Here is a 21792-nt window from a genome sequence, read left to right as displayed (position 1 = left end):
AAAGTGATAATACATATTAAAATCTGATCAATATAACGGAAATACTAATGAACTTTCGCAATAACATTGCCATTACACCAGAATTAATCGCACAACATGGCTTAAAACCCGATGAATACCAACGTATTTTAGAGTTAATCGGGAGAGAACCAACACTAACTGAGCTTGGAATTTTTTCTGCAATGTGGAACGAGCATTGTTCATATAAATCTTCTAAAAAATGGCTCAAAACTTTACCGACAAAAGGAAAGTGTGTCATTCAAGGTCCTGGTGAAAATGCTGGCGTTGTTGATATAGGCAACAATCAATGTGTGGTTTTCAAAATGGAAAGTCATAACCATCCCTCTTACATTGAACCTTATCAAGGTGCAGCAACAGGCGTTGGCGGCATTTTACGTGATGTTTTTACAATGGGTGCTCGCCCTGTCGCAAGTATGAATGCATTACGATTTGGATCTCCTGATCATCCCCGAACGCGTTATCTGGTTTCAGGTGTTGTTTCTGGAATTGGTGGTTATGGCAACGCTTTTGGTGTCCCTACTGTTGGTGGAGAAGTCAATTTTGACAAGCGTTATAATGGCAATATTCTTGTTAACGCTTTCGCAGCTGGTATAGCAAAAACAGATTCCATTTTTTATTCCAAAGCGCAAGGTGTAGGACTTCCTATTGTTTATCTTGGTGCCAAGACAGGACGTGACGGTGTTGGTGGAGCTACAATGGCTTCTGCTGAATTTGACGATACAATCAATGAAAAACGCCCGACTGTTCAAGTGGGTGATCCTTTTACTGAAAAATGCCTACTTGAAGCTTGCTTAGAATTAATGGCATTAGGAGCCGTCATTGGTATTCAAGATATGGGTGCAGCAGGGTTAACATGCTCTGCAGTTGAAATGGGTGCAAAAGGAGATTTAGGAATAGAGCTAAATCTTGATAACGTACCTGTCCGTGAAGAAAATATGACAGCCTATGAAATGATGCTTTCTGAAAGTCAAGAACGTATGCTTATGGTTCTTAAACCAGAACTTGAAAAGCAAGCATCTGAGATTTTTAATAAATGGGGACTTCATTTTGCTATCATTGGAAAAACAACGAATGATTTACGTTTTCGCGTATTACACCAAGGGCAAGAAGTGGCTAATCTACCAATTAAAGAACTTGGAGATGAAGCCCCAGCTTATGATCGCCCTTGGATAGAGCACGCTAAAAAGCCAATTCTTAAAGTAGAAGAAGTTAAAAAAGTCGAAAATCTCGGTGATGCACTGCTTACCTTACTAAATTCTGCCAATCAAAGTTCACGGCGATGGGTTTATGAACAGTATGATACAATTATCCAGAGTAACAGCCTCACTCGCCCAGGGGGTGATGCAGGTGTTATCCGCATAGACAGTAGCGACAAACGTGCTCTTGCTTTTTCCTCTGATGTAACACCTCGCTATTGTGAAGCCGACCCTTATGAAGGGGGGAAACAAGCTGTTGCAGAATGTTGGCGCAATATTAATACCACAGGTGCAACACCACTAGCTGCTACTGATAATCTCAATTTTGGCAATCCTGAAAAACCTGAAGTTATGGGGCAGCTAGTTTTTGCCATTAAAGGTATAGGTGAAGCTTGTAGGGTACTTGATTTTCCAATCGTTTCAGGAAATGTTTCCCTTTATAACGAAACCAATGGAGAAGAAATTCTTCCTACACCTACAATCGCTGGTGTTGGTATTCTTAATGATTGGTCAAAAATGGCTACAATAAATAATATGCAAGACGGAGATATTATAGTCTTAATTGGGCCTTGTGGCTCACATTTAGGACAATCAATCTACGCACGTGATATTTTAAATATTGAGTCTGGCGCACCACCTTATGTGGATTTACAGCTTGAAAAAAAGAATGGTCAGTTTGTTCGCGAGGTTATTAATTGTGGTTTTGTTCACGCTGCTCATGATATTTCCGATGGAGGATTGGCCATTGCTCTTGCAGAAATGGTAATTAAAGCAAATAAAGGAATTAAAGCAAAATTAAGCAATAAATTGCCACATCATGCTGAACTTTTCGGTGAAGACCAAGGGCGTTACCTGTTGGCAGTTAATCCCAATAAATTTAATGACCTTAAAACACTTGCTCAAACAAACGAAGTTTCTTTAATGGAGCTTGGTACAGTTGAAGGCAATGCACTTGACATACAAGATGTACTAACACTTCCAGTATCTGAACTGACACAAGCTTATGAAAGCTGGTTTCCAGAGTTTATGGGTGATAAATAATGATTTATTTCCATTGGTTATATAAAAATAACAAATAAATAGAGGAGAATAACTCATGGCAATGAATGCTCATGCAATTGAAACTCTTATTCGTGAAGGCATCCCCGATGCAAAAGTAACAATCCATGATCTTGCAGGAGACGGTGAACATTACGCTGCAGAAGTTATTTCAGAAAGTTTTCGGGGTAAAAGCCGTGTTCAGCAGCATAAAATGGTTTATGATGCTCTTAAAGGTAATATGGGAAGTGCTCTTCACGCTTTAGCACTTCAAACAAGTGTACCTAATAAATAATCTAAAAATTTCTTCTTGCATTCATTTTGTTAATACGATTTAAAATAAGACCAATACAACTGTAATTTTCCTAAAATGTTAGCCAATATAAGGAATAAAAATGACTACTGCTTATGATTTTATTGATAATGAAATTAAAACAAACGATGTCGTTTTATTCATGAAAGGAACACCTAATGCTCCGCAATGCGGATTTTCTGGGCAAGTTGTTCAAATTCTTGACTATTTAGGGTTACACTATAAAGGAATTAATGTTTTAACTTCTGATGAATTGCGTCAGGGAATAAAAGATTATTCAAATTGGCCAACAATTCCACAACTCTATATCAAAGGTGAATTTATTGGTGGTTGTGACATTATTAAAGAAATGTTTCAAAGTGACGAGTTACAAAAACTACTCAAAGAAAAAGACATTATCTTTAATATATCATAGAATTAACTTTAATTTTATTCAGCCTCTTAAGTGAACTGCTATTTAAGTCAGAGTTTTTTTATTTTAAAGGGTGTATATGTCGTATTCGGTTGACGAACAAAAGCATATAGATGCAATCAAAAAAAGAATTGGATATAAAGAATTTGTCATTATCATTGCAGCACTGATGGCAATTAATTCTATAGCCATTGATATTATGCTGCCAGCTATGCCTAATATTTTAAATAGCTTTAATATTATTAACGAAAATGATCAGCATTATATCATTTCTTGTTATCTTATCAGCTTTGGTGTCACACAAATATTTTTTGGCCCAATAAGTGACCGTTTCGGGCGGCGTAACCTTGTTCTCATGGGCCTTACCCTTTATTCATTAACAGCACTTGGTTGTGCATATGTAACAAGTTTCCCCTTGTTACTTATTCTACGTATTTTGCAAGGCATTGGGGGTGCTGCAATGCGTGTGCTTACAATCTCCATGGTACGAGATCTCTACAGCGGTCGAGAAATGGCAGAAGTTATGTCCATAGTCATGATGGTTTTTCTCATTGCAACAATGCTTGGACCAATAATAGGACAGACGATTTTATTTCTTGAACATTGGCAACTTATTTTTATATTCATGGCATTTGTTGGTTTTGGGTTGATGATTTGGATTTACTTGCGCTTACCTGAAACTCTCCATACACAACGTTCTCTTTCTTTTTCTTCTATTAAAGACGGTTTATGCCTTGTCCTTACCAACCGGACTGCACTTTGTTACACGCTTGCTACCTCCATTATGTTAGGTTGTATCTTTATTGCTGTTAACACATCGCAACAAATATATGAAGGAATCTATAACTTGGGAGTTTTATTCCCTGTAGCTTTTGCAGCCAGTGCTGCATTTCAAGCAGTATCAGCTTTCTTAAATTCTCGACTTGTTCATCGTCTTGGAATGCGATGCATCGGTCATAGTATGCTTCTACTATTTTGTACCATTTCATGTGTCTGGTTTATCGCATCAATTTTAACAGGTGGTATTATTTCTTTTTCTTTTTACATGATATTGTATTCTATACTAATGTTTACGTGCGGTGGTATTATGGCTAATTTTAATACACTTGCTCTCGAACCTTTAGGAAAAATTGCTGGAACAGCAGCTTCTGTATCTGGTTTTCTTCAAACATCCATTGCTACAGGTCTCGGTTTCTTCATTGCACAACGCTTCGATGAAACAATGATCCCCAATTCGGCAGGATTTTTCTTTCTCAGTCTTATCGCTATTTTTCTTGTAATATGTGCTGAGCGTGGAAGTCTTTTTAAACATCACTCTAAATAGATGTAACTCTCAAAGGGATTTTGTAATAATCCCTTTGAATTACTATTGCCGATAAAAGAGCCTAAAGCCTATTGCAAGTGCACTTTAAGCCAATAATTTATATGCTACCATCATATTAATTAGAAAATTTTCCCGATTTTGGAAATCCTTTTGGAACCAAGCGTCCCACTCCAGCACGTGTTCCCATCCACTCAATAAGCTCATCAGACTGGCGATTAAAACTGCGTTCAGCTGTATCTTGCCAACTTAAACCTTCTGACAAATTAAAGGTTTTGGCATCAACAACACCACCATCTTTGTAACGTTGCAAACGAACACCTTTACCACGGCTCATTTCTGGTATTTGCTCTATAGCAAAGATAAGCATTTTGCGGTTTTCTCCAACCACTGCGACATAATCACCATTTACCGGAACGCAAAGTTTTACTTTATCAGGAGACTTCACATGCATAATCTGCTTTCCTTTTCGCGTATTGGCAATCACTTCATTTTCAGAAACAATAAAACCATTTCCATAAGCTGAAACCAAAAGCCGCTTTTCTTGCGCATTATGTACAAAGGCTGTTAAAATATCGTGTTCACCATCCATATCCACTAAAATACGAATTGGTTCACCGTGCCCTCTTCCTCCAGGCAAAACATTTGCACCAATAGTAAAAAATTTTCCACCAGTACTTACCACAACAATTTTATCTGTAGTAAATGCTGGTAATGCTAATTTTAAGCAATCTCCCTCTTTAAAAGAAAGCATTTTGTAATCACTCAAATGGCCCTTTAAAGCTCGCATCCAACCTTTTTCAGAAATAATAATAGTTACCGGTTCTCTTTCAATCATTGCTTGTTGAATATCATTAACATCGTGCTTTGGAGCATCCTCAAACGTTGTACGTCTTTTGCCTAAAATAGTTTCAGGCCCAAAAATCTTCCGAACTTTTGTGATTTCATCTGAAATCATTTTCCACTGTTTTATATTGGAGGCTAATAGGGCTTGCAATTGCGCTTCTTCAGTCTTAAGAGAGTCAAATTCTTTACGAATTTCAAACTCTTCAAGTTTCCGTAAAGAACGCAGCCGCATATTAAGAATAGCTTCAGCCTGATTATCCGTTAATTTAAAATGTTCGATTAATTCTTTTTTGGGTTCATCTTCTTCACGAAGAATTTTGATCACCTCATCAAGATTCAAATACGCAATAAGATATCCATTAAGAATTTCCAATCGACGATTAATCTCATTAAGTCGATAACTTGAGCGACGAACAAGCACCTCTTTACGGTGTTCAAGCCATTGCTGTAAACTTTCGCGTAAAGAAAGAACATTAGGTACTTTACCTAAAGTCAAAACATTGAGATTAAGAGGAAATCTCACCTCAAAATCAGTCAACTTAAAAAGTGACTCCATTAAGAGCTCAGCATCAACTGTACGATTTTTGGGAACAAGGACAATACGGATATCTTCTGCAGATTCATCATGAATGTCTTCAAGCATTGGCAAGCGCCGTGCAAGTAATAATTCTGCCGTTTTTTCAATAAGACGTGATTTTTGTACTTGATACGGAATTTCAGTAACAACAATGACATAAGAACCACGGCTACTTTGTTCTTGATGCCAACGTGAACGCAACCGAAATAATCCACGCCCTGTACGATATGATTCTTCAATACTCTTTTTAGGCTCAACTAAAATGCCACCTGTTGGAAAATCAGGTCCAAGTACAAACTTATTTAAATCCTCATTGCTTGCATTGGGCTGAGCAATCAAATGCAATGCCGCATCACATAATTCAGCAACATTATGTGGTGGAATAGATGTCGCCATACCAACAGCAATACCTGATGAACCATTGGCTAAAAGATTAGGAAAAGCACCTGGTAAAACAACAGGCTCTTCATCTTCCTCATTATAAGTCAAACGAAAATCAATGGAGTCTTCATTAATCCCTTCAAGTAACAATGCTGCAACTTCAGTCATACGTGCTTCTGTATAACGCATGGCTGCAGCATTATCACCGTCAATATTACCAAAATTGCCCTGCCCATCAACTAATGGGTAACGAACAGCAAAATCCTGAGCTAAGCGTACTAATGCATCATAAATAGACGCATCACCATGAGGATGAAATTTACCCATTACATCACCCACAATCCGCGCACATTTAGCATAAGACTGTCCAGGATTAAGCTTTAACAAACGCATCGCATGGATAATACGCCGATGTACTGGTTTTAACCCATCTCGTACATCAGGTAATGCACGGTGCGTAATGGTAGAAAGCGCATAGGCCAAATAGCGTTCCTGCAAAGCAGAACACAATTCTACTGGCTCAATACATTCTTTATCAAAAGGCTGACTCATTTTAACTGACATAATACGTGAATAGAAATTTCCAAAATAAAAAATAAGTATGCCATAAGGCCTATTAAATGCAAATTTTTAGTACCTGAACATTTTACAAAAACTATATTATGTAAATAACCATTGTGAGTAAAAAATAATGAGGAAATAGATTAATACTGAAAATTTAGAAAAGAATGTTTACTATTTATTTTATCAGCCGATAGGAGAAAGTGAAGTATTACCCCATAAAGCTCATTTTTATCATTTTTAAATACAATCTTTAATAAATTTAGCATCAAAATAACAACTAATTTTATCAATCACTTTTGGCAGTACGAACAATTCGAATTCCTAAATCAGACAACTGTAGGGCAGAAACTTCAGATGGAGCACTCATCAAAAGGTCAAGCGCTTGTTGATTCATAGGAAATAAAGAAATTTCACGTAAATTTTTCACACCTTGCAAAAGCATTACGATACGATCAATACCAGCAGCCATACCACCATGAGGTGGAGCGCCATAATGAAATGCACGATAAAGACCACCAAAACGTTCTTCGACTACCTCTTCAGAAAGACCTGCAAGCTTAAAAATCTTCAACATCATTTCTGGTGAATGATTACGAATTCCACCTGATGCAATCTCATAACCATTGCAAACAAGATCATACTGAAAAGCTTTGATAGTGAGAGGATCTTGACAATCAATAGCCTCTTTTCCACCTTGAGGCATTGAAAAAGGATTATGTGCAAAATCAAGCTTTTTCTCATCCTCATTCCATTCAAAAAATGGGAAATCAACAATCCATGCTAAAGAAAAACATTTATGATCGATAAGATCTAATTCCTCTCCTACTCGTGTACGCGCAGCACCAGCGAAAGACGCAAATTTTTTCGGATTTCCTGCAACAAAAAAGCAAGCATCACCACTTTCAAGCCCAAGTTGCGCACGAATAGCTTCAGTTCTCTGCTCACCAATATTTTTAGCGATAGGACCAGCTCCCTCAAAGACTCCATTTTCTTGACGCCAAAAAATATAGCCAAGACCGGGCTGCCCCTCACCTTGCGCCCATGCATTCATACGATCACAAAAAGAACGGCTACCCCCTGTTTTAGCGGGAATAGCCCATACCTGCGCATGTTTATCATTCGCTAAAATCTGAGCAAAAACCTTAAAACCAGAATCATAAAAATGTTGAGAAACACTTTCCATAATAATTGGATTGCGTAAATCAGGTTTATCTGAACCATATTTCTGGATTGCTTCATCGTATGAAATACGAGGGAAACTTTGTGTAACACACTTTTCATCGGCAAACTCTTCAAAAACAGAACGTATAATAGGCTCCATCGTTGTAAGAACATCTTCCTGCTCAACAAAACTCATTTCAACATCTAATTGATAAAACTCACCCGGCAAACGATCTGCACGTGGATCTTCATCTCTAAAACATGGAGCTATTTGAAAATAACGATCAAAACCAGAAACCATTAATAATTGTTTATACTGCTGAGGTGCTTGAGGCAGTGCATAAAATTTTCCTTGATGTATACGACTTGGAACCAAAAAATCGCGTGCCCCTTCTGGTGATGATGCCGTTAAAAGTGGCGTCGTAAATTCTGTAAAGGCACAATTTTGCATGTGCTTTCTTATGGAAGCAATAATTTCAGTGCGACGCATTATATTCTTGTGCATAGTTGTTCGACGCAAATCAAGAAAACGATATTTCAATCGAATATCTTCTGGGTAATCAGGTTCGCCAAAAACTGGTAGAGGAAGTTCATCAGATTTTGAAAGAATTTCCACCTCACTTGCAAAAACTTCAACCTCACCCGTTGGCAAAGTGGCATTAATAACCTCATCAGCACGTGCACGCACTTCCCCATCCACACGAATAACTGATTCAGCACGCACCTTCTCAACAGTTTTAAAAGCAGGTGAATGAGGATCAACAACAATCTGTGTGATTCCAAAATGATCTCGTAAATCAATAAAAAGAATTCCGCCATGGTCACGAACACGATAAACCCACCCTGAAAGACGGACTTGTATTCCTACATCGCATTTACGAAGCGCGGCGCAATTATGACTGCGATAACGGTGCATAGTTTTCTGCCTTTAAATTTTAAATTGTTTCATACGCGTTACAAACGATTTTTGGCAGCTACTTGTCAAGACACCCCCCAAAAAACCTAGAAAAAAAACACAATAAAAGACAATTTTAACCTACTTATGCTATAATGGAGTGATGAAAGTTATTACACAGACAACAGAACTTGAAATTGCAATTGCCGCTTTGAGTAATTCTGATTTTGTAACCGTAGATACTGAATTTATCCGCGAAACAACCTTCTGGCCTCAACTGTGCTTGATTCAGCTTGCATCTCCAAATGTTACAATGCTTATTGACCCAATGGTACCGGATATTGATCTACAATCATTTTTTGACCTGATGGTAGATGAAAAAATTGTTAAAGTTTTTCACGCTGCACGCCAAGATATAGAAACTATTTATCATCTCGGGGGAATCATCCCCTACCCTCTATTTGATACACAAATAGCAGGATCAATTTGTGGATTTGGTGATTCTATCTCCTATGATCAAATTGTACAACGCTGCACTGGACATCATCTTGATAAATCATCTCGCTTTACAGACTGGAGCCACCGCCCCCTTTCTGAAAAACAATTGCTCTATGCACTTGCTGACGTAACTTATTTAAGAGACGTTTATCTTTCATTGAAAAAGAAATTAGAAAAAAACAAACGAACCCATTGGATGGATGATGAACTTGAGATTCTTTTAACGCCAACAACTTACGATATACCAGAAGAAGACGCATGGAAAAAAGTGAAAGGAAAAGTTAAAGCCCCTCGTGAACTGGCTGTGTTACAAAAAGTCGCTGCTTGGCGTGAACGTGAAGCACGCAAGCATAATGTTCCACGTCGTCATATTATGAAAGACGAATGCCTTATTGAACTTGCAATTCAACAACCAAAAGATGAACTTGAACTAAAACGTTTACGCAGCCTAAAGAAAAGCGGGTATCACCCATCAATAACACAAGCATTAATCAAAGCTATCCACGAAAGTTTTGAAGTTGATATTGCTTCTTTACCTGACCTTCCCAAGCATAATCCTATTCATGATAAAACAGCTGCTGCAATTGATCTGCTTAAAGTATTATTAAAACTCGTTGCAAATGAAAATGACATTGCTCCTAAGATTATCGCAACTTCCAATGATTTAGAAAAAATCGCTCATGGTGGTACAACGGAAAATATCCCTGCTATGAATGGTTGGCGTTATGAAATATTTGGTCAAAAAGCAGAACAAATGCTAAAAGGCCAGCTAGCATTTTATTTTCATAATGGAGAAATAACAATTAAGCAGCTTTAACTTACAAAAGATATTTCTATAGAGAGATACACATTAAATATACAATAAATCTGAATGTGTTGTTATTTCAGAAAATAATAGATTCTCAATTCATCTATAAAGAATCATGAAATTTCAAACGTCAGAGGTAATTTTGTTATCTTTGATAATTGTTTTAATCGTCCCAAAGGCCGCTCACCTATTAAATCAGCATGACATATTGGAACATGTAATATAACGTGATCTTGTTTTTTCTGCCATAATAGATCAGGTAAAATCCCTGTAGTAAAAGCACTAAAAAGATTTGCAATACGCATAACCCCCCCAAGGATACGTGCCTTTTCAACCATATCACGAGTCGCTAATTTAAGAACATCTGGAATTTCTTTATCGGCAAATAAACCTGCATTACGAAAAAAAATAGCTAATGCAGCATAAATGCGCCCCTCATGAGAAATTCCTGGGTAGGATCCTAACGCTATTTGATTAGCTGCCTCATTACCTCGATAATCTGGATGTATACGCCAACCAATATCAGAAAGAAGGCAAGAAGCTTTACGATAACGATATTCATCTTCAGTTTCTAAAATTCCAAAAGCTTCAAATGCATTTGTCGTAAAATCAATGAGTTCATCTGCCTGCTTTGGTGAGCGTGCTCGTAAAATAGCCATTTCTTGACAGGCTGCAATTAAAGGATCAGAAATGCGAACTTCTTCTAATAATTGTGAATAGAGAAAACCTTCACGAACCCCAGCCCCAGAAAAAACTATTTTTTTAAAACCCATATATTGAATAAGTTCAATAAGGACGACTGCTCCATAAGCTAAAAGTTGACGACGATTCTTTGAAATAGCTGAAATACCTTTCAAATTATCAATATTATCACTAGCTACAAGGTGCAGAAAATCCTTCATCTCAAGTGCATCAGCTTCATAACCGTGTACAACAGGTAACAAGTAATGTTTAGCGGCCATATGAAGTTTTGCCAGATTACGCCACGTACCTCCTACTGCATAAAAATAATGTGGCGTACTTTTATGCATAAAAGAAGCTTCATAAAGTTTCTCATGAGCAATCTTTGCTGCTGCTGCAATATTGTTATTAGACATATATTGCAACCGCAAACTACCCAATGGTAGCGTTATTCCTTCACCTAAGTTAGAATCATAGATATTAATAAGCTCAAGACTTCCACCACCAAGATCACCAGAAACACCATTTGGCCGATAAAAGGTGGAAATAACTCCATAAGCTGAATAAACTGCCTCTTCATTTCCTGAAAGAACGCATATCCTATTGTGTAAGATCTTTTCAGCATCCTGAATAAAAGTTACCCCATTTCTTGCTTCTCGCACTGCTGCTGTTGCTAAAGCATGAATTTCATCTACACCAATCTGTTGGCAAAGTGCACGAAATCGTTTCAATGTGTGCAATACCATTTCAGTTGATTTTTTTTCTAAAAAGCCAGTTTTTGCAACACCTTGACCAAGACCACAAAGAATTTTTTCATTAAATAAAACCGTCGGCGAGCGTACAAGACCTTCATAGACAACAAGTCGAACAGAATTGGAACCAATATCGACCACAGCAATGGGTTTACACCCTTTTAGTCGACCTTGAGCATTTATATATGTCATTGATATTTCAGTCTTTATCTGTCTTTTTTTTCTGCCGACGCAACGTCATTAAATGTAAAGCAGAAGATTTAAAAGATTTGCCCCCCTCAGAAAGACTTGTATTGGTCATAAAATACTCCTGCGCATTAAATAGTTTTTCACCTTTTAATGGTGTTATACGTTTTGATGTTCCATCGCTCAATATATCAAAGCTTTGTTGGTTATCAATAATATTAGCCAACATAATTTGTGAAAGAATTTGTTGACGAACTGCCTTGTTAAAAACCGGAACCAACACTTCAATACGATGATCAAGATTACGTGTCATCATATCGGCTGAACCAAAATAAACTATGGTATTTTCACTCGGCAAATCTTCACCATTACCGAAACAAAAAATACGGCTATGTTCAAGAAACCGCCCTATTATTGATTTTACACGAATATTATTCGAAATGCCTGGAATACCAGGTCTTAAACAACATATACTACGAACAATCAGATCAATCTGTACACCAGCTTGACTAGCGCGATATAAAGCATCAATAATTTCAGGATCAACTAACGAATTTACTTTCATCCAAATAGTAGCAGGTTGCCCCTGTTGCGCATTGACAATTTCCTCTTCAATATGTTCAAGAATACGATTGCGCAATGTTAATGGAGAAAAAGCAATTTTCATTGCTTCTTTTGGTTGTTTATATTGAGTAATATAATCAAAAAGCAATGTAATATCATGACCAATGCCATCATCAGTGGTAAAAAAAGAAAGATCAGTATAAATTTTAGCAGTAATTGGATGATAATTGCCTGTGCCAAGATGCACATAAAAGCGAAGACGATTCTCTTCACGCCTCATTACTAAAGACATTTTAGCATGTGTTTTGAGTTCAATAAAACCAAAAACAACTTTAACACCCGCATGTTCAAGATCACGTGCCCAGCGAATATTTGCCTCTTCATCAAAACGCGCTTTAAGTTCTACCAAAGCGGTTACTGATTTACCTTGTTTGGCAGCATCAATCAAAGCACCAATAATCGGGCTATCCTTTGACGTGCGATAAAGAGTTTGCTTGATCTCAACAACATCAGGATCTTGAGCAGCTTGACGTAAAAAATGCACAACAAAACTAAATGATTCATAAGGATGATGAATAATAATATCACTTTCACGAATAGCTGCAAAACAATCACCATTATGTTTGCGAACACGTTCAGGAAAGTGAGGATTATAAGGAATAAATTTCAAATCATCACGTGGGATAGAAGCAATTTCTGATATCATATCAAGTGCCAACAATCCATTTAGAGTACTGACACAATTATCAGAAACTGAAAGTTCACTTGTTATAAATTGACGTAAATCTTCAGGTATTTTAACATCAAATTCAATTCGAATGATTTGCCCACGACGACGCCTTTTAAGTGCAGTTTCAAAAAGATGGACGAGATCTTCAGCCTCTTCTTCCACCTCTATATCACTATCACGGATAATTCTAAATATACCTTTTCCTTTAACTTCATAATCAGGAAATAAATGGCTAACAAAAAGGCTAATAATATCTTCAAACGCGATAAAACGAAAACTATTCTTCTCTTGAGGAAGTAAAATAAAACGTTTCAAATCAGCCGGCATACACAATAATGCCGTCACAGGGTGTTGATCAACATGGTGCAACAATTGGAATACAATAGAGAGCCCTAAATTAGGAATAAATGGAAAAGAGCAAGCAGAATCAATAAATGAAGGCGTTAAAATAGGAAGAATCGTGTTTAAAAAATGCTTTTCAAGCCACAATCTTTCAAGTTTTGAAAGACTATCGGAGTGAATAATTTCAATATTACTCTGTTTTAATTCATGACGTAAAACACAAAATTTCTGTTGCTGATTAGTTTGCAGATACGAAATCTCAGTTAATATAAAATCAAGTTGCTCCTGTGGGGTTCGTCCATCTGCACTGCGTTCTACAATCCCTGCACAAATTTGACCAACAAGGCCAGCAACACGGACCATAAAAAACTCATCAAGATTAGTTGCTGAAATTGCAAGAAAACGTAGACGCTCTAATAAAGGATGCTTCGGATTAGCAGCCTCCATTACCACACGATTATTAAATTCTAGCCACGAAAATTCTCGATTAATAAATCGTGCTGGATCTTGCATCGTTATATTTTGAGTAGCAATCTGATCCGTTATCGTCTGTTTCATATCCCTCAGATAATCTGTCTTTACATTAATTAAAAATAATTGGAAGAATTTTTATTTGCAAATTGTCTTAAAAAGCATTTTGCATTATAGTGTACTTAATTACAAACTAATAAAGTTAACGTGTGATTTAAAATATTTGATCTCAATCATGTCTTATCAGACAATTTAGCTGGAGGCTTTTACACAATGTCTGACCACAACATTCTCCATTTCCAAAATGACCGTGGATATAAAATAATTGAAATTGGTGTAAAAGAATTCATGTGTGTAGGTGCTACAGAACCATTTGACCATCCTCATATCTTTATCGATATGGGAGCAGATGATGAAAAAATTTGTCCCTATTGTTCAACGCTTTACCGTTATAATCATTCATTGCCATTCAATCAAACAAATCCAACAGGGTGCATATATCACATAGATAACCCGCTATAACTTCTAATATAATATACAATGGCTATCATTGATCAACCGCCAATCATTATCGGGGCGGGAATTGCTGGTTTAAGCTCTGCTTTAGCACTTGCCCAAAAGGGAATTGCAAGTACTCTTATTGAAAAATGTAAACAACTCGATAGTGTAGGCGCTGGCATTCAGCTTACCCCAAATGCAACGCGCATTCTTGCCCGCTGGGGAGTTTTAAAACAATTAATCGAATTAGGTCTTGAACCACATTTTCTTGAGCTAAAAGACGGTATATCGTTAAAAACGCATTTCCATGTTGATCTTATCAATTTATCTGAAAAACGTTGGAAAGCCCCTTACATCACGATTCATCGAGCTGATTTGCAGAAAGTTCTATATAATGCTGTTCTTAAAAACTCTCTTATCACATGTAAACTAGGTGAAAATATTGTATCATCTACTCACACTACAACCCACAGCATTAATATAGAAACTATAAAAACAGAAGAATTAACTAAAATACAACAACACCAATTTTATTCTACATCACTTCTTATCGGGTGCGATGGCGTTTGGTCTAAGTTACGCCAACTTGCCCCTTTCCATGAAAAAGCAGATTTTAGTGGTTTAATCGCTTGGCGTGCAACAGCGACATTTGAAAGTCTTTCCCCAAATTTTCGTTCTTTATTGCAAAATATAAAGACAATTACTGCCTGGATGGGACCTAAAAATCATCTTGTTGTCTATCCCATTCAATCTGCAAAAATTTTTAACTTCGTAGCTATCACTCATGGAGACAATGCACAAAAAGAATGGAATCAAAAAGGAGATAAAGAAAAACTCAAAGCTCTCTTTAGTAATTGGAATCCCAAAATCCTCGAACTCTTTGATCATATTGACACTTGGAATTATTGGCCACTATTTCAAATGAATCATGATCGTTTTGTAGGTTCAAAACAGCAAGTATTTGTTGGTGACTGTGCGCATGCAGCCTTGCCTTTTGCAGCACAAGGTGCTGCTATGGCGATAGAAGATGCAGCCACATTAGCAGAAGTGCTTTCAATTAGTGACCTTTCACTCATTGAGGCTATTTCACTTTATGAAAAAATACGCAAACCTCGCGTTACAGCCATAAAAAAACGTGGAGATTTTAATAAACTAGTTTACCATGCAACCGGTCCTTTAGCAGTTGCACGTAACTTTATAATGAAAATTCGTTCATCAGAGAACATTATATCTAGCCTAGATTGGCTTTATAGTTATGATGCCATGAATCTGGCAAAAAATAACATTTAAAAACGGTATAGTAAAAAACTACAAAATCTACACTCTAAATAACAGTCACTTCACTGTTGATTTAACTCAACTCTACATCAATCACACCATGAATTGCTTTTATAGCATTTGCTGCCTGTAAATTTACCTTGTATCGCTTTGAAAGCATAACTTCAACTTCCCGTACCCCATTTTCTTGAATCAGAATAAATGCCACCTCTCCATTGCCACCGGGCTTTAAATACTGCTCAATTTGTGGAAGAATGTCTGCTGTTTTTATAAAAAGGCGCATTGTTTTACGATCCCGTATTGATTCTTTTTCTAAGGACTGAATAGTTTCAATACGTAAACCAATTCCTTCAGAGCGATCTTCTGCAATCACTGTAACAATAAAAGATTTTCCCGGTTCTAACATATCCTCGTAAATAGAAAGCCCCTCAGAAAATATAACTGCCTCATAGTGCCCACTTGTATCAGAAAACTGAATAACCCCCATTTTTTTACCAGATTTTGTTTTGCGAATTTGCTTTGCCACAATGGTTCCAGCAAGCCGAGCAGCAGTCGCCCCTTTTTTTACTGCATCAGAAAAATCACTCCAAATTTGAACGCGTTTTTTTGTAAGAATAGTTTGATACTCATCCAAAGGATGAGCAGAAAAATAAAAACCTATTACCTGAAATTCGTGATGAAGTTTTTCAGCCAAAGACCACGGAGATGCTTGCGATAAAATCAAAGGCTCTTTCGGCCCACCCATCATTCCAAATATATCAGTCTGTCCACTAGAATTATTATCAATAATACGAATAGCGCGTGCATTAAGAGTTCCAAGACTTGCCAGTAAAACCTCACGTGCAACTTGAAAACAATCAAGAGCACCTGCATAAATCAAACTTTCCATCGCACGTTTATTAACAATACGAGGATCAATACGCTCACAAAAATCTTCCAGATCTTTAAAAGGCTTATCTCCCCGGCAAGCGACAATATGGTCAACTACTAAATCCCCAATACCTTTAATAGCAGCAAGGGAATAATAAATACACTTTTCTCCTATTTCAAAAACACGACACGATGTTTGCACACAAGGTGCAATAACTTCAATTCCCAGCCTTAATGCCTCACGTCGAAAATCATTCAACTTATCCGTATTTGTCATGTCACATGTCATGGAAGCAGCTAAAAATTCAACTGGGTGGTGTGCTTTCATATAAGCTGTTTGATATGAAACAATTGCATAAGCAGCAGCATGCGATTTATTAAAACCATAATCTGCAAATTTTGCTAAAAGGTCGAAAATAATATTAGCTTGATCTTTATCAATACCACCATCAACAGCACCCCTTACAAAACGTGTACGCTGTTTTTGCATTTCCTTATGGATCTTTTTACCCATAGCGCGGCGTAATAAATCTGCTTCTCCAAGAGAATAACCAGAAAGTACCTGTGCAATTTGCATAACCTGTTCTTGATAAACAATAACACCTTGTGTCTCTTTAACCAGATGATCTATTTTAGGGTGAATAGAAGTAATTTCCTCTTTTCCATGTTTGCGTGCATTATATGTTGGAATATTTTCCATTGGACCAGGACGATAAAGCGCCACAAGTGCAATAATATCCTCAATGCGGTCCGGCTTCATCCCAATAAGCGCCTTACGCATACCAGAACTTTCAACTTGAAATACACCAACTGTTTCACCACGTGCTAACATAGTATAAGTCGTTTCATCATTAAGAGAAATATGCGACAAATCTATCTTTACACCTTTTCGTGCAACAAAATCCGTGGCCATTTTTAAAACAGTCAGCGTTTTCAAACCAAGAAAATCAAATTTTACCAAACCAGCTTGCTCAACGCATTTCATGTTAAATTGGGTAACTGGCATATCAGAACGTGGATCGCGATACATTGGTACAAGCTCTGACAATGGCCGATCGCCGATAACAATTCCTGCAGCGTGGGTTGATGCATGGCGGTAAAGCCCTTCAAGCTGAAGTGCTATATCCAACATGCGCCCAATGACAGGATTCTTTTTCTTTTCTTCCTTAAATTTAGGTTCATCTCGAATAGCCACTGCCAACTCAATATTACTGCCAGGCATAGAAGGAACTAATTTGGTAAGATAATCAACCTGACGATAAGGTACTTCCAAAACACGTCCGACATCACGTAACACCGCACGTGCCTGTAATTTACCAAATGTAATAATTTGAGCTACTTGATCACGACCATATTTTTCTTGAACGTATTGAATAACCTCTTCCCGCCGATCTTGACAAAAATCGATATCAAAATCTGGCATAGAAATACGATCTGGATTGAGAAAACGCTCAAACAAGAGAGAAAAGCGCAAAGGATCAACATCAGTGATAGTCAAAGCATAAGCAACAAGTGAACCAGCACCAGAACCACGCCCTGGGCCAACAGGAATACCATGACCTTTTGCCCATTTTATAAAATCCGAAACAATAAGAAAATAGCCAGGAAACTGCATACGTGTGATAACTGAAATTTCATAATCCAGTCGTTGCTCATAATCTTCAACTATATAACCTTCAGCCAAACCAATTGTTTCAAGGCGCATTTTTAAACCAGCTTTAGCCTGATTTAATAATTCCTTAGCTTCGTCTTCTAAAGCAGAATCTGGATCTACAGAGCGTTCTGTAAAACGGGGTAAAATAGGCTTTCGAGTTGGTACAAAAGTATGGCAACGTAACGCAATTTCAACGCTATTTTCTAAAGCTTCTGGAAGATCAGAAAATAATGAAACCATTTCATCTTGTGATTTTAAATAATGATCTGGAGTCACACGCCTGCGATTTGAATTAGAGACAATCTGCCCCTCTGCCACGGCCATCAATGCATCATGAGCCTCATACCCTTCTTTATTTAGAAAAAAAGCCTCATTGGTTGCAACAAGAGGAATTTCATGTTCATAAGCTAATTCAACAAGTGCGGCTTCAACTTTCCGATCGTAAGAACTATGTCGTTGTAATTCAACATAAAGACGATCGCTAAAAATTTGCTTCAAATAAGTTAAATGCTCAATAGCTCGTTCTTTTTTATTTTCGACTAAAGCCAAATTAATGGGGCCATTCCACCCCCCAGTTAAAGCAATAATTCCTTCATTTTGTGATAATAGCCAATCAGCCTTAATATGAGGAGGATCCGTATCACGCTTATCAAGATAAGCGCGACTAACAAGGCTAATCAAATGAGCATAGCCTGCTTCGCTAGCAGCAAACAAAACGATAGAAGCAAAATCAGAAGGGTTGCGTGGTTTGATTAAACGTGGATCACAATTTTCATGTTCAAAATCAATCGCAAGCTGACAACCAATAATAGGTTGCACACCATCTGTAAAACAATACTGAGAAAACTCTAAAGCACCAAACAAATTATTCGTATCTGTAATAGCTATTGCTGGTGCATGATCAGAAATTGCATGCTGAATAATTTGCCTGATTTTCAAAGCCCCTTCAAGAAGGGAATAAGCTGAATGAACCCTCAAATGAATAAAGCGAGGAGGAGAATTTTTACTGTTTAGTATTTTGCTTTTTTTGGCTGGCATTTTCATAATTTCCCATCACAACATAAATGCCAAATTGCAACTATTATTTGTTTCATAATAAAAAGTACTCTAGTTCCCCCTATATTCAATCTATAATTTTAGCATTATCGTATTCTGGAAAGTACTCCAATTCTCTTCATATCATATATAATATTACTGATATTAGCTACCATTCTTGCACTGTTCTTACCACATTTGTTAATTTAATTTTTTATTCTTGTTATCCAAGGCTTAAAATTTAAAATAATGCAATTTATTCTCATAAACTGAGTAATTTATCCCCAAAAAGCTCCTCTAAAGTACTAGAAAAAATAAAAAGAGCAGGCTAAATTTCCTTATGTATTCAAACCTCTTTAATCTTCTTTCAACCTCTATCCGCACTCTTCCAGGAGTGAACCAAAAAGTATATCCCTTACTGGCTAAAGTTTTAAACGTCAATCTCTCACAACATGAACCGACTATAATTGACCTGCTTCAACTGATGCCTCATTCCGTTATAGACCGAAGAATGCGGCCCGATATAGCTTTTGCACCAGAAGGAAAAATCGTTACTCTTGAAATCATCATCGATCAACACCGACCACCACTAAATAGTAACAACCGATCACCTTATCGTGTTATTGGTTATGATAAAACAGGAAGCATAAATTTAGTGTTTTTTCACGCTCAACGTTCTTGGCTAGAAAGACAGCTCCCTGAAGGAAAAAAAGTAATTGTATCAGGTAAAGTGGAACGGTTTAATGGGCAGCTTTCAATAGTTCACCCTGATCACATAGCCCCTAGTGAACAATTAAACCAAATGCCACTCATTGAACCTATCTATCCTTCTACCGCAGGGCTATCAGCAAGAGCACTAAAACGCGCAATGCAAGGTGCTCTTGAGCGTATTCCTCTTTTGCCAGAATGGATAGAGGAAAACCTTAAAAAACAGCAACAATTTCCTTCTTTTTCTGATGCTTTGCATCGTATTCATGCACCGACAGACCTTAATGATTTGGCTTTAAAAAGTGCAGCACGTCAACGCCTTGCCTATGATGAACTTCTTGCTGGTCAATTAGCTCTTGGTCTTGTACGTTTAAAAACAAAATCTCTTTTAGGTGCCTCTCGTCCACCAACAGGCGTTTATACAGAAAAACTGCTTGAAGCCTTACCCTTTCAACTGACAAATGCACAAAAACAAGCAATACAAGATATTGCAAGTGATTTAGCTTCACCTGAACCTATGTTAAGACTCCTCCAAGGTGATGTAGGAACAGGAAAAACCGTAGTTGCACTAATGGCAATGGCACAAATTGCCGAAAATTCAGGTCAGTCAGCTCTAATGGCACCCACAGAAGTGCTTGCACGACAACATTTCACTATGATTACTCCTCTTGCTGAAAAAATTGGTTTAAAAACAGTTCTTTTAACTGGACGAGAAAAAGGGAAATCACGCGTAAATATTCTTAGCGATATATTGTCAGGGAAAACCTCTATTATCATCGGCACCCACGCCTTGATACAAAAGAATGTTACTTATAATAACCTTGCTTTAACCATTATTGATGAGCAGCACCGTTTTGGTGTAAACCAACGTCTTGCCCTTACAGCAAAAGGTCATAAACCTGATATATTAGTGATGACAGCCACCCCTATTCCACGCACACTGGTATTAACAACCTTTGGTGACATGGATGTATCAAAAATTACAGAAAAACCAATTGGACGAAAACCAATCACTACAGCAACTCTCCCTTTAGAGCGGATTGATGAACTTATAGAGCGAATTGCAGTTGCGTTAGAAAAAGGAGAAAAACTTTATTGGATCTGTCCCCTAGTAGAAGAATCAGAAAACTTTCAACTCACTTCGATTGAAAACCGTTTTGCCATTCTCCATAAACGATTTGGTGCATGTGTTGGTATGATACATGGAAAAATGTCTACCACTAAAAAAAATGCAGCAATAGCGTCTTTTAAATCTGGAGAAATATGTATTTTAGTTGCAACTACAGTTATTGAAGTAGGAGTAGATATTCCTGATGCTTCAATCATCATAATCGAACATGCAGAGCATTTTGGTCTTTCACAATTACACCAATTGCGTGGACGCGTTGGACGAGGAGAAAAAAAATCTTCTTGTATTTTACTATATAAAGCTCCCCTTACAAAAACAGCTGCAATGCGTCTTAATATCATACGTAACACAGAAGATGGTTTTAAAATTGCTGAAGAAGACCTGCGTTTGCGAGGAGAAGGTGAGCTTTTAGGAACACGACAATCTGGTATGCCTGAGTTCCACATAGCAAATCTTACAACACACCATAAACTTTTGTTAATGGCAAGAAAGGATGCATGTTTATTCTTGCAACACGATTCTGATCTTTCCTCAGAACGGGGACAAGCTTTACGCTTACTTCTCTACCTTTTTAGACATGATGATGCCATTCAGCTTTTACGTTCAGGTTAACTTTTAAAAGCGTATTTATAAACAAAATTATCCAAAATTCTATTGCTAAACAAAGTTTTAATCACCCTAATAAGAGTGCTTTGCAAAAAATTGTATGTGAACCAAATGAATATCTGAGTTTTAAAACTTCTACTTTGTATAAGTTATTAGAAAACAAATATATTATTTTCTCACATCTCTTAAAAGAAACTATCCTATTCTTTCTTATTAACTCAAACAGTAAATTGATAAATATTGTTTTTACAGTAAAA

General features: G+C 37.1%; 13 protein-coding genes. 8 read left to right on the top strand and 5 right to left on the bottom strand.

All coding sequences use genetic code 11. The annotated features are described in order from the left end of the window. The first annotated feature begins 47 nt into the window (after window positions 1–47). From purL to GGR10_RS00135, 4 genes are all read left to right on the top strand, one after another. Window positions 48–2258 (top strand): phosphoribosylformylglycinamidine synthase subunit PurL, encoded by a 2211-nt coding sequence (gene purL, locus GGR10_RS00150; protein WP_182479393.1) that lies wholly within the window; start codon window positions 48–50, stop codon window positions 2256–2258. Between the two features lie 55 nt (window positions 2259–2313). Continuing rightward, window positions 2314–2550: a BolA/IbaG family iron-sulfur metabolism protein gene (locus tag GGR10_RS00145; RefSeq protein ID WP_010703820.1), complete on the top strand. Its 237-nt coding sequence runs from the start codon at window positions 2314–2316 to the stop codon at window positions 2548–2550. Between the two features lie 100 nt (window positions 2551–2650). Further along, entirely contained in the window at window positions 2651–2983 is a 333-nt protein-coding gene (gene grxD, locus GGR10_RS00140) for a Grx4 family monothiol glutaredoxin (RefSeq protein ID WP_010703821.1), read from the top strand. Window positions 2984–3059: 76 nt separating this feature from the next. Continuing rightward, a complete protein-coding gene (locus GGR10_RS00135; protein ID WP_182479392.1) occupies window positions 3060–4304 on the top strand; it encodes a multidrug effflux MFS transporter in 1245 nt (414 codons plus the stop codon). A 115-nt stretch (window positions 4305–4419) separates the two neighbouring features. Here GGR10_RS00135 and parC read toward each other — a convergent pair whose 3' ends face one another. Beyond that, entirely contained in the window at window positions 4420–6669 is a 2250-nt protein-coding gene (gene parC, locus GGR10_RS00130; RefSeq protein ID WP_182479391.1) for a DNA topoisomerase IV subunit A, read from the bottom strand. Window positions 6670–6955: 286 nt separating this feature from the next. Then, window positions 6956–8746, bottom strand: coding sequence for an aspartate--tRNA ligase (gene aspS / locus GGR10_RS00125; RefSeq protein WP_182479390.1), 1791 nt, complete (start codon window positions 8744–8746; stop codon window positions 6956–6958). Between the two features lie 139 nt (window positions 8747–8885). On the opposite strand from aspS, the gene rnd reads away from it, so the two are divergent. After that, window positions 8886–10040 (top strand): ribonuclease D, encoded by a 1155-nt coding sequence (rnd, locus tag GGR10_RS00120; protein WP_182479389.1) that lies wholly within the window; start codon window positions 8886–8888, stop codon window positions 10038–10040. A 104-nt stretch (window positions 10041–10144) separates the two neighbouring features. On the opposite strand, the gene ppx is transcribed toward rnd, so the two are convergent. After that, window positions 10145–11656, bottom strand: a complete 1512-nt coding sequence (gene ppx / locus GGR10_RS00115; protein ID WP_182479388.1) for an exopolyphosphatase — start codon at window positions 11654–11656, stop codon at window positions 10145–10147. A gap of 7 nt (window positions 11657–11663) precedes the next feature. Further along, the gene (locus GGR10_RS00110; protein WP_182479387.1) at window positions 11664–13844 is read right to left on the bottom strand and encodes an RNA degradosome polyphosphate kinase; all 2181 of its coding nucleotides are present in this window, start codon (window positions 13842–13844) and stop codon (window positions 11664–11666) included. Window positions 13845–14030: 186 nt separating this feature from the next. On the opposite strand from GGR10_RS00110, the gene GGR10_RS00105 reads away from it, so the two are divergent. Together GGR10_RS00105 and GGR10_RS00100 are read left to right on the top strand one after the other, a co-directional pair. Beyond that, window positions 14031–14279, top strand: coding sequence for a zinc-finger domain-containing protein (locus GGR10_RS00105; RefSeq protein WP_010703828.1), 249 nt, complete (start codon window positions 14031–14033; stop codon window positions 14277–14279). A gap of 27 nt (window positions 14280–14306) precedes the next feature. Then, complete coding sequence (locus tag GGR10_RS00100) at window positions 14307–15545, top strand: FAD-binding protein (RefSeq protein WP_182479728.1); 1239 nt, start codon at window positions 14307–14309, stop codon at window positions 15543–15545. A gap of 61 nt (window positions 15546–15606) precedes the next feature. Here GGR10_RS00100 and dnaE read toward each other — a convergent pair whose 3' ends face one another. Next, entirely contained in the window at window positions 15607–19095 is a 3489-nt protein-coding gene (dnaE, locus tag GGR10_RS00095) for a DNA polymerase III subunit alpha (RefSeq protein WP_182479386.1), read from the bottom strand. 337 nt (window positions 19096–19432) lie between these two features. Between dnaE and recG the strand changes: the two genes are divergently transcribed. Continuing rightward, window positions 19433–21541: an ATP-dependent DNA helicase RecG gene (gene recG / locus GGR10_RS00090; protein ID WP_182479385.1), complete on the top strand. Its 2109-nt coding sequence runs from the start codon at window positions 19433–19435 to the stop codon at window positions 21539–21541. The last annotated feature ends 251 nt before the right edge of the window (window positions 21542–21792 follow it).

The sequence above is a fragment of the Bartonella chomelii genome, assembly GCF_014138465.1.
GTDB lineage: Bacteria > Pseudomonadota > Alphaproteobacteria > Rhizobiales > Rhizobiaceae > Bartonella > Bartonella schoenbuchensis.
The sequence above is the reverse complement of the archived record's forward strand: the minus strand, read 5'-3'. Positions and strand labels throughout refer to the sequence as shown.

Coding starts and splice junctions, on each gene's coding strand:
- ppx (WP_182479388.1), bottom strand. CDS start 11,656: ATGACATATATAAATGCTCAAGGTCGACTAAAAGGGTGTAAACCCATT.
- GGR10_RS00105 (WP_010703828.1), top strand. CDS start 14,031: ATGTCTGACCACAACATTCTCCATTTCCAAAATGACCGTGGATATAAA.
- aspS (WP_182479390.1), bottom strand. CDS start 8,746: ATGCACCGTTATCGCAGTCATAATTGCGCCGCGCTTCGTAAATGCGAT.
- grxD (WP_010703821.1), top strand. CDS start 2,651: ATGACTACTGCTTATGATTTTATTGATAATGAAATTAAAACAAACGAT.
- GGR10_RS00110 (WP_182479387.1), bottom strand. CDS start 13,844: ATGAAACAGACGATAACGGATCAGATTGCTACTCAAAATATAACGATG.
- GGR10_RS00145 (WP_010703820.1), top strand. CDS start 2,314: ATGGCAATGAATGCTCATGCAATTGAAACTCTTATTCGTGAAGGCATC.
- GGR10_RS00135 (WP_182479392.1), top strand. CDS start 3,060: ATGTCGTATTCGGTTGACGAACAAAAGCATATAGATGCAATCAAAAAA.
- parC (WP_182479391.1), bottom strand. CDS start 6,669: ATGTCAGTTAAAATGAGTCAGCCTTTTGATAAAGAATGTATTGAGCCA.
- dnaE (WP_182479386.1), bottom strand. CDS start 19,095: ATGCCAGCCAAAAAAAGCAAAATACTAAACAGTAAAAATTCTCCTCCT.
- purL (WP_182479393.1), top strand. CDS start 48: ATGAACTTTCGCAATAACATTGCCATTACACCAGAATTAATCGCACAA.
- recG (WP_182479385.1), top strand. CDS start 19,433: ATGTATTCAAACCTCTTTAATCTTCTTTCAACCTCTATCCGCACTCTT.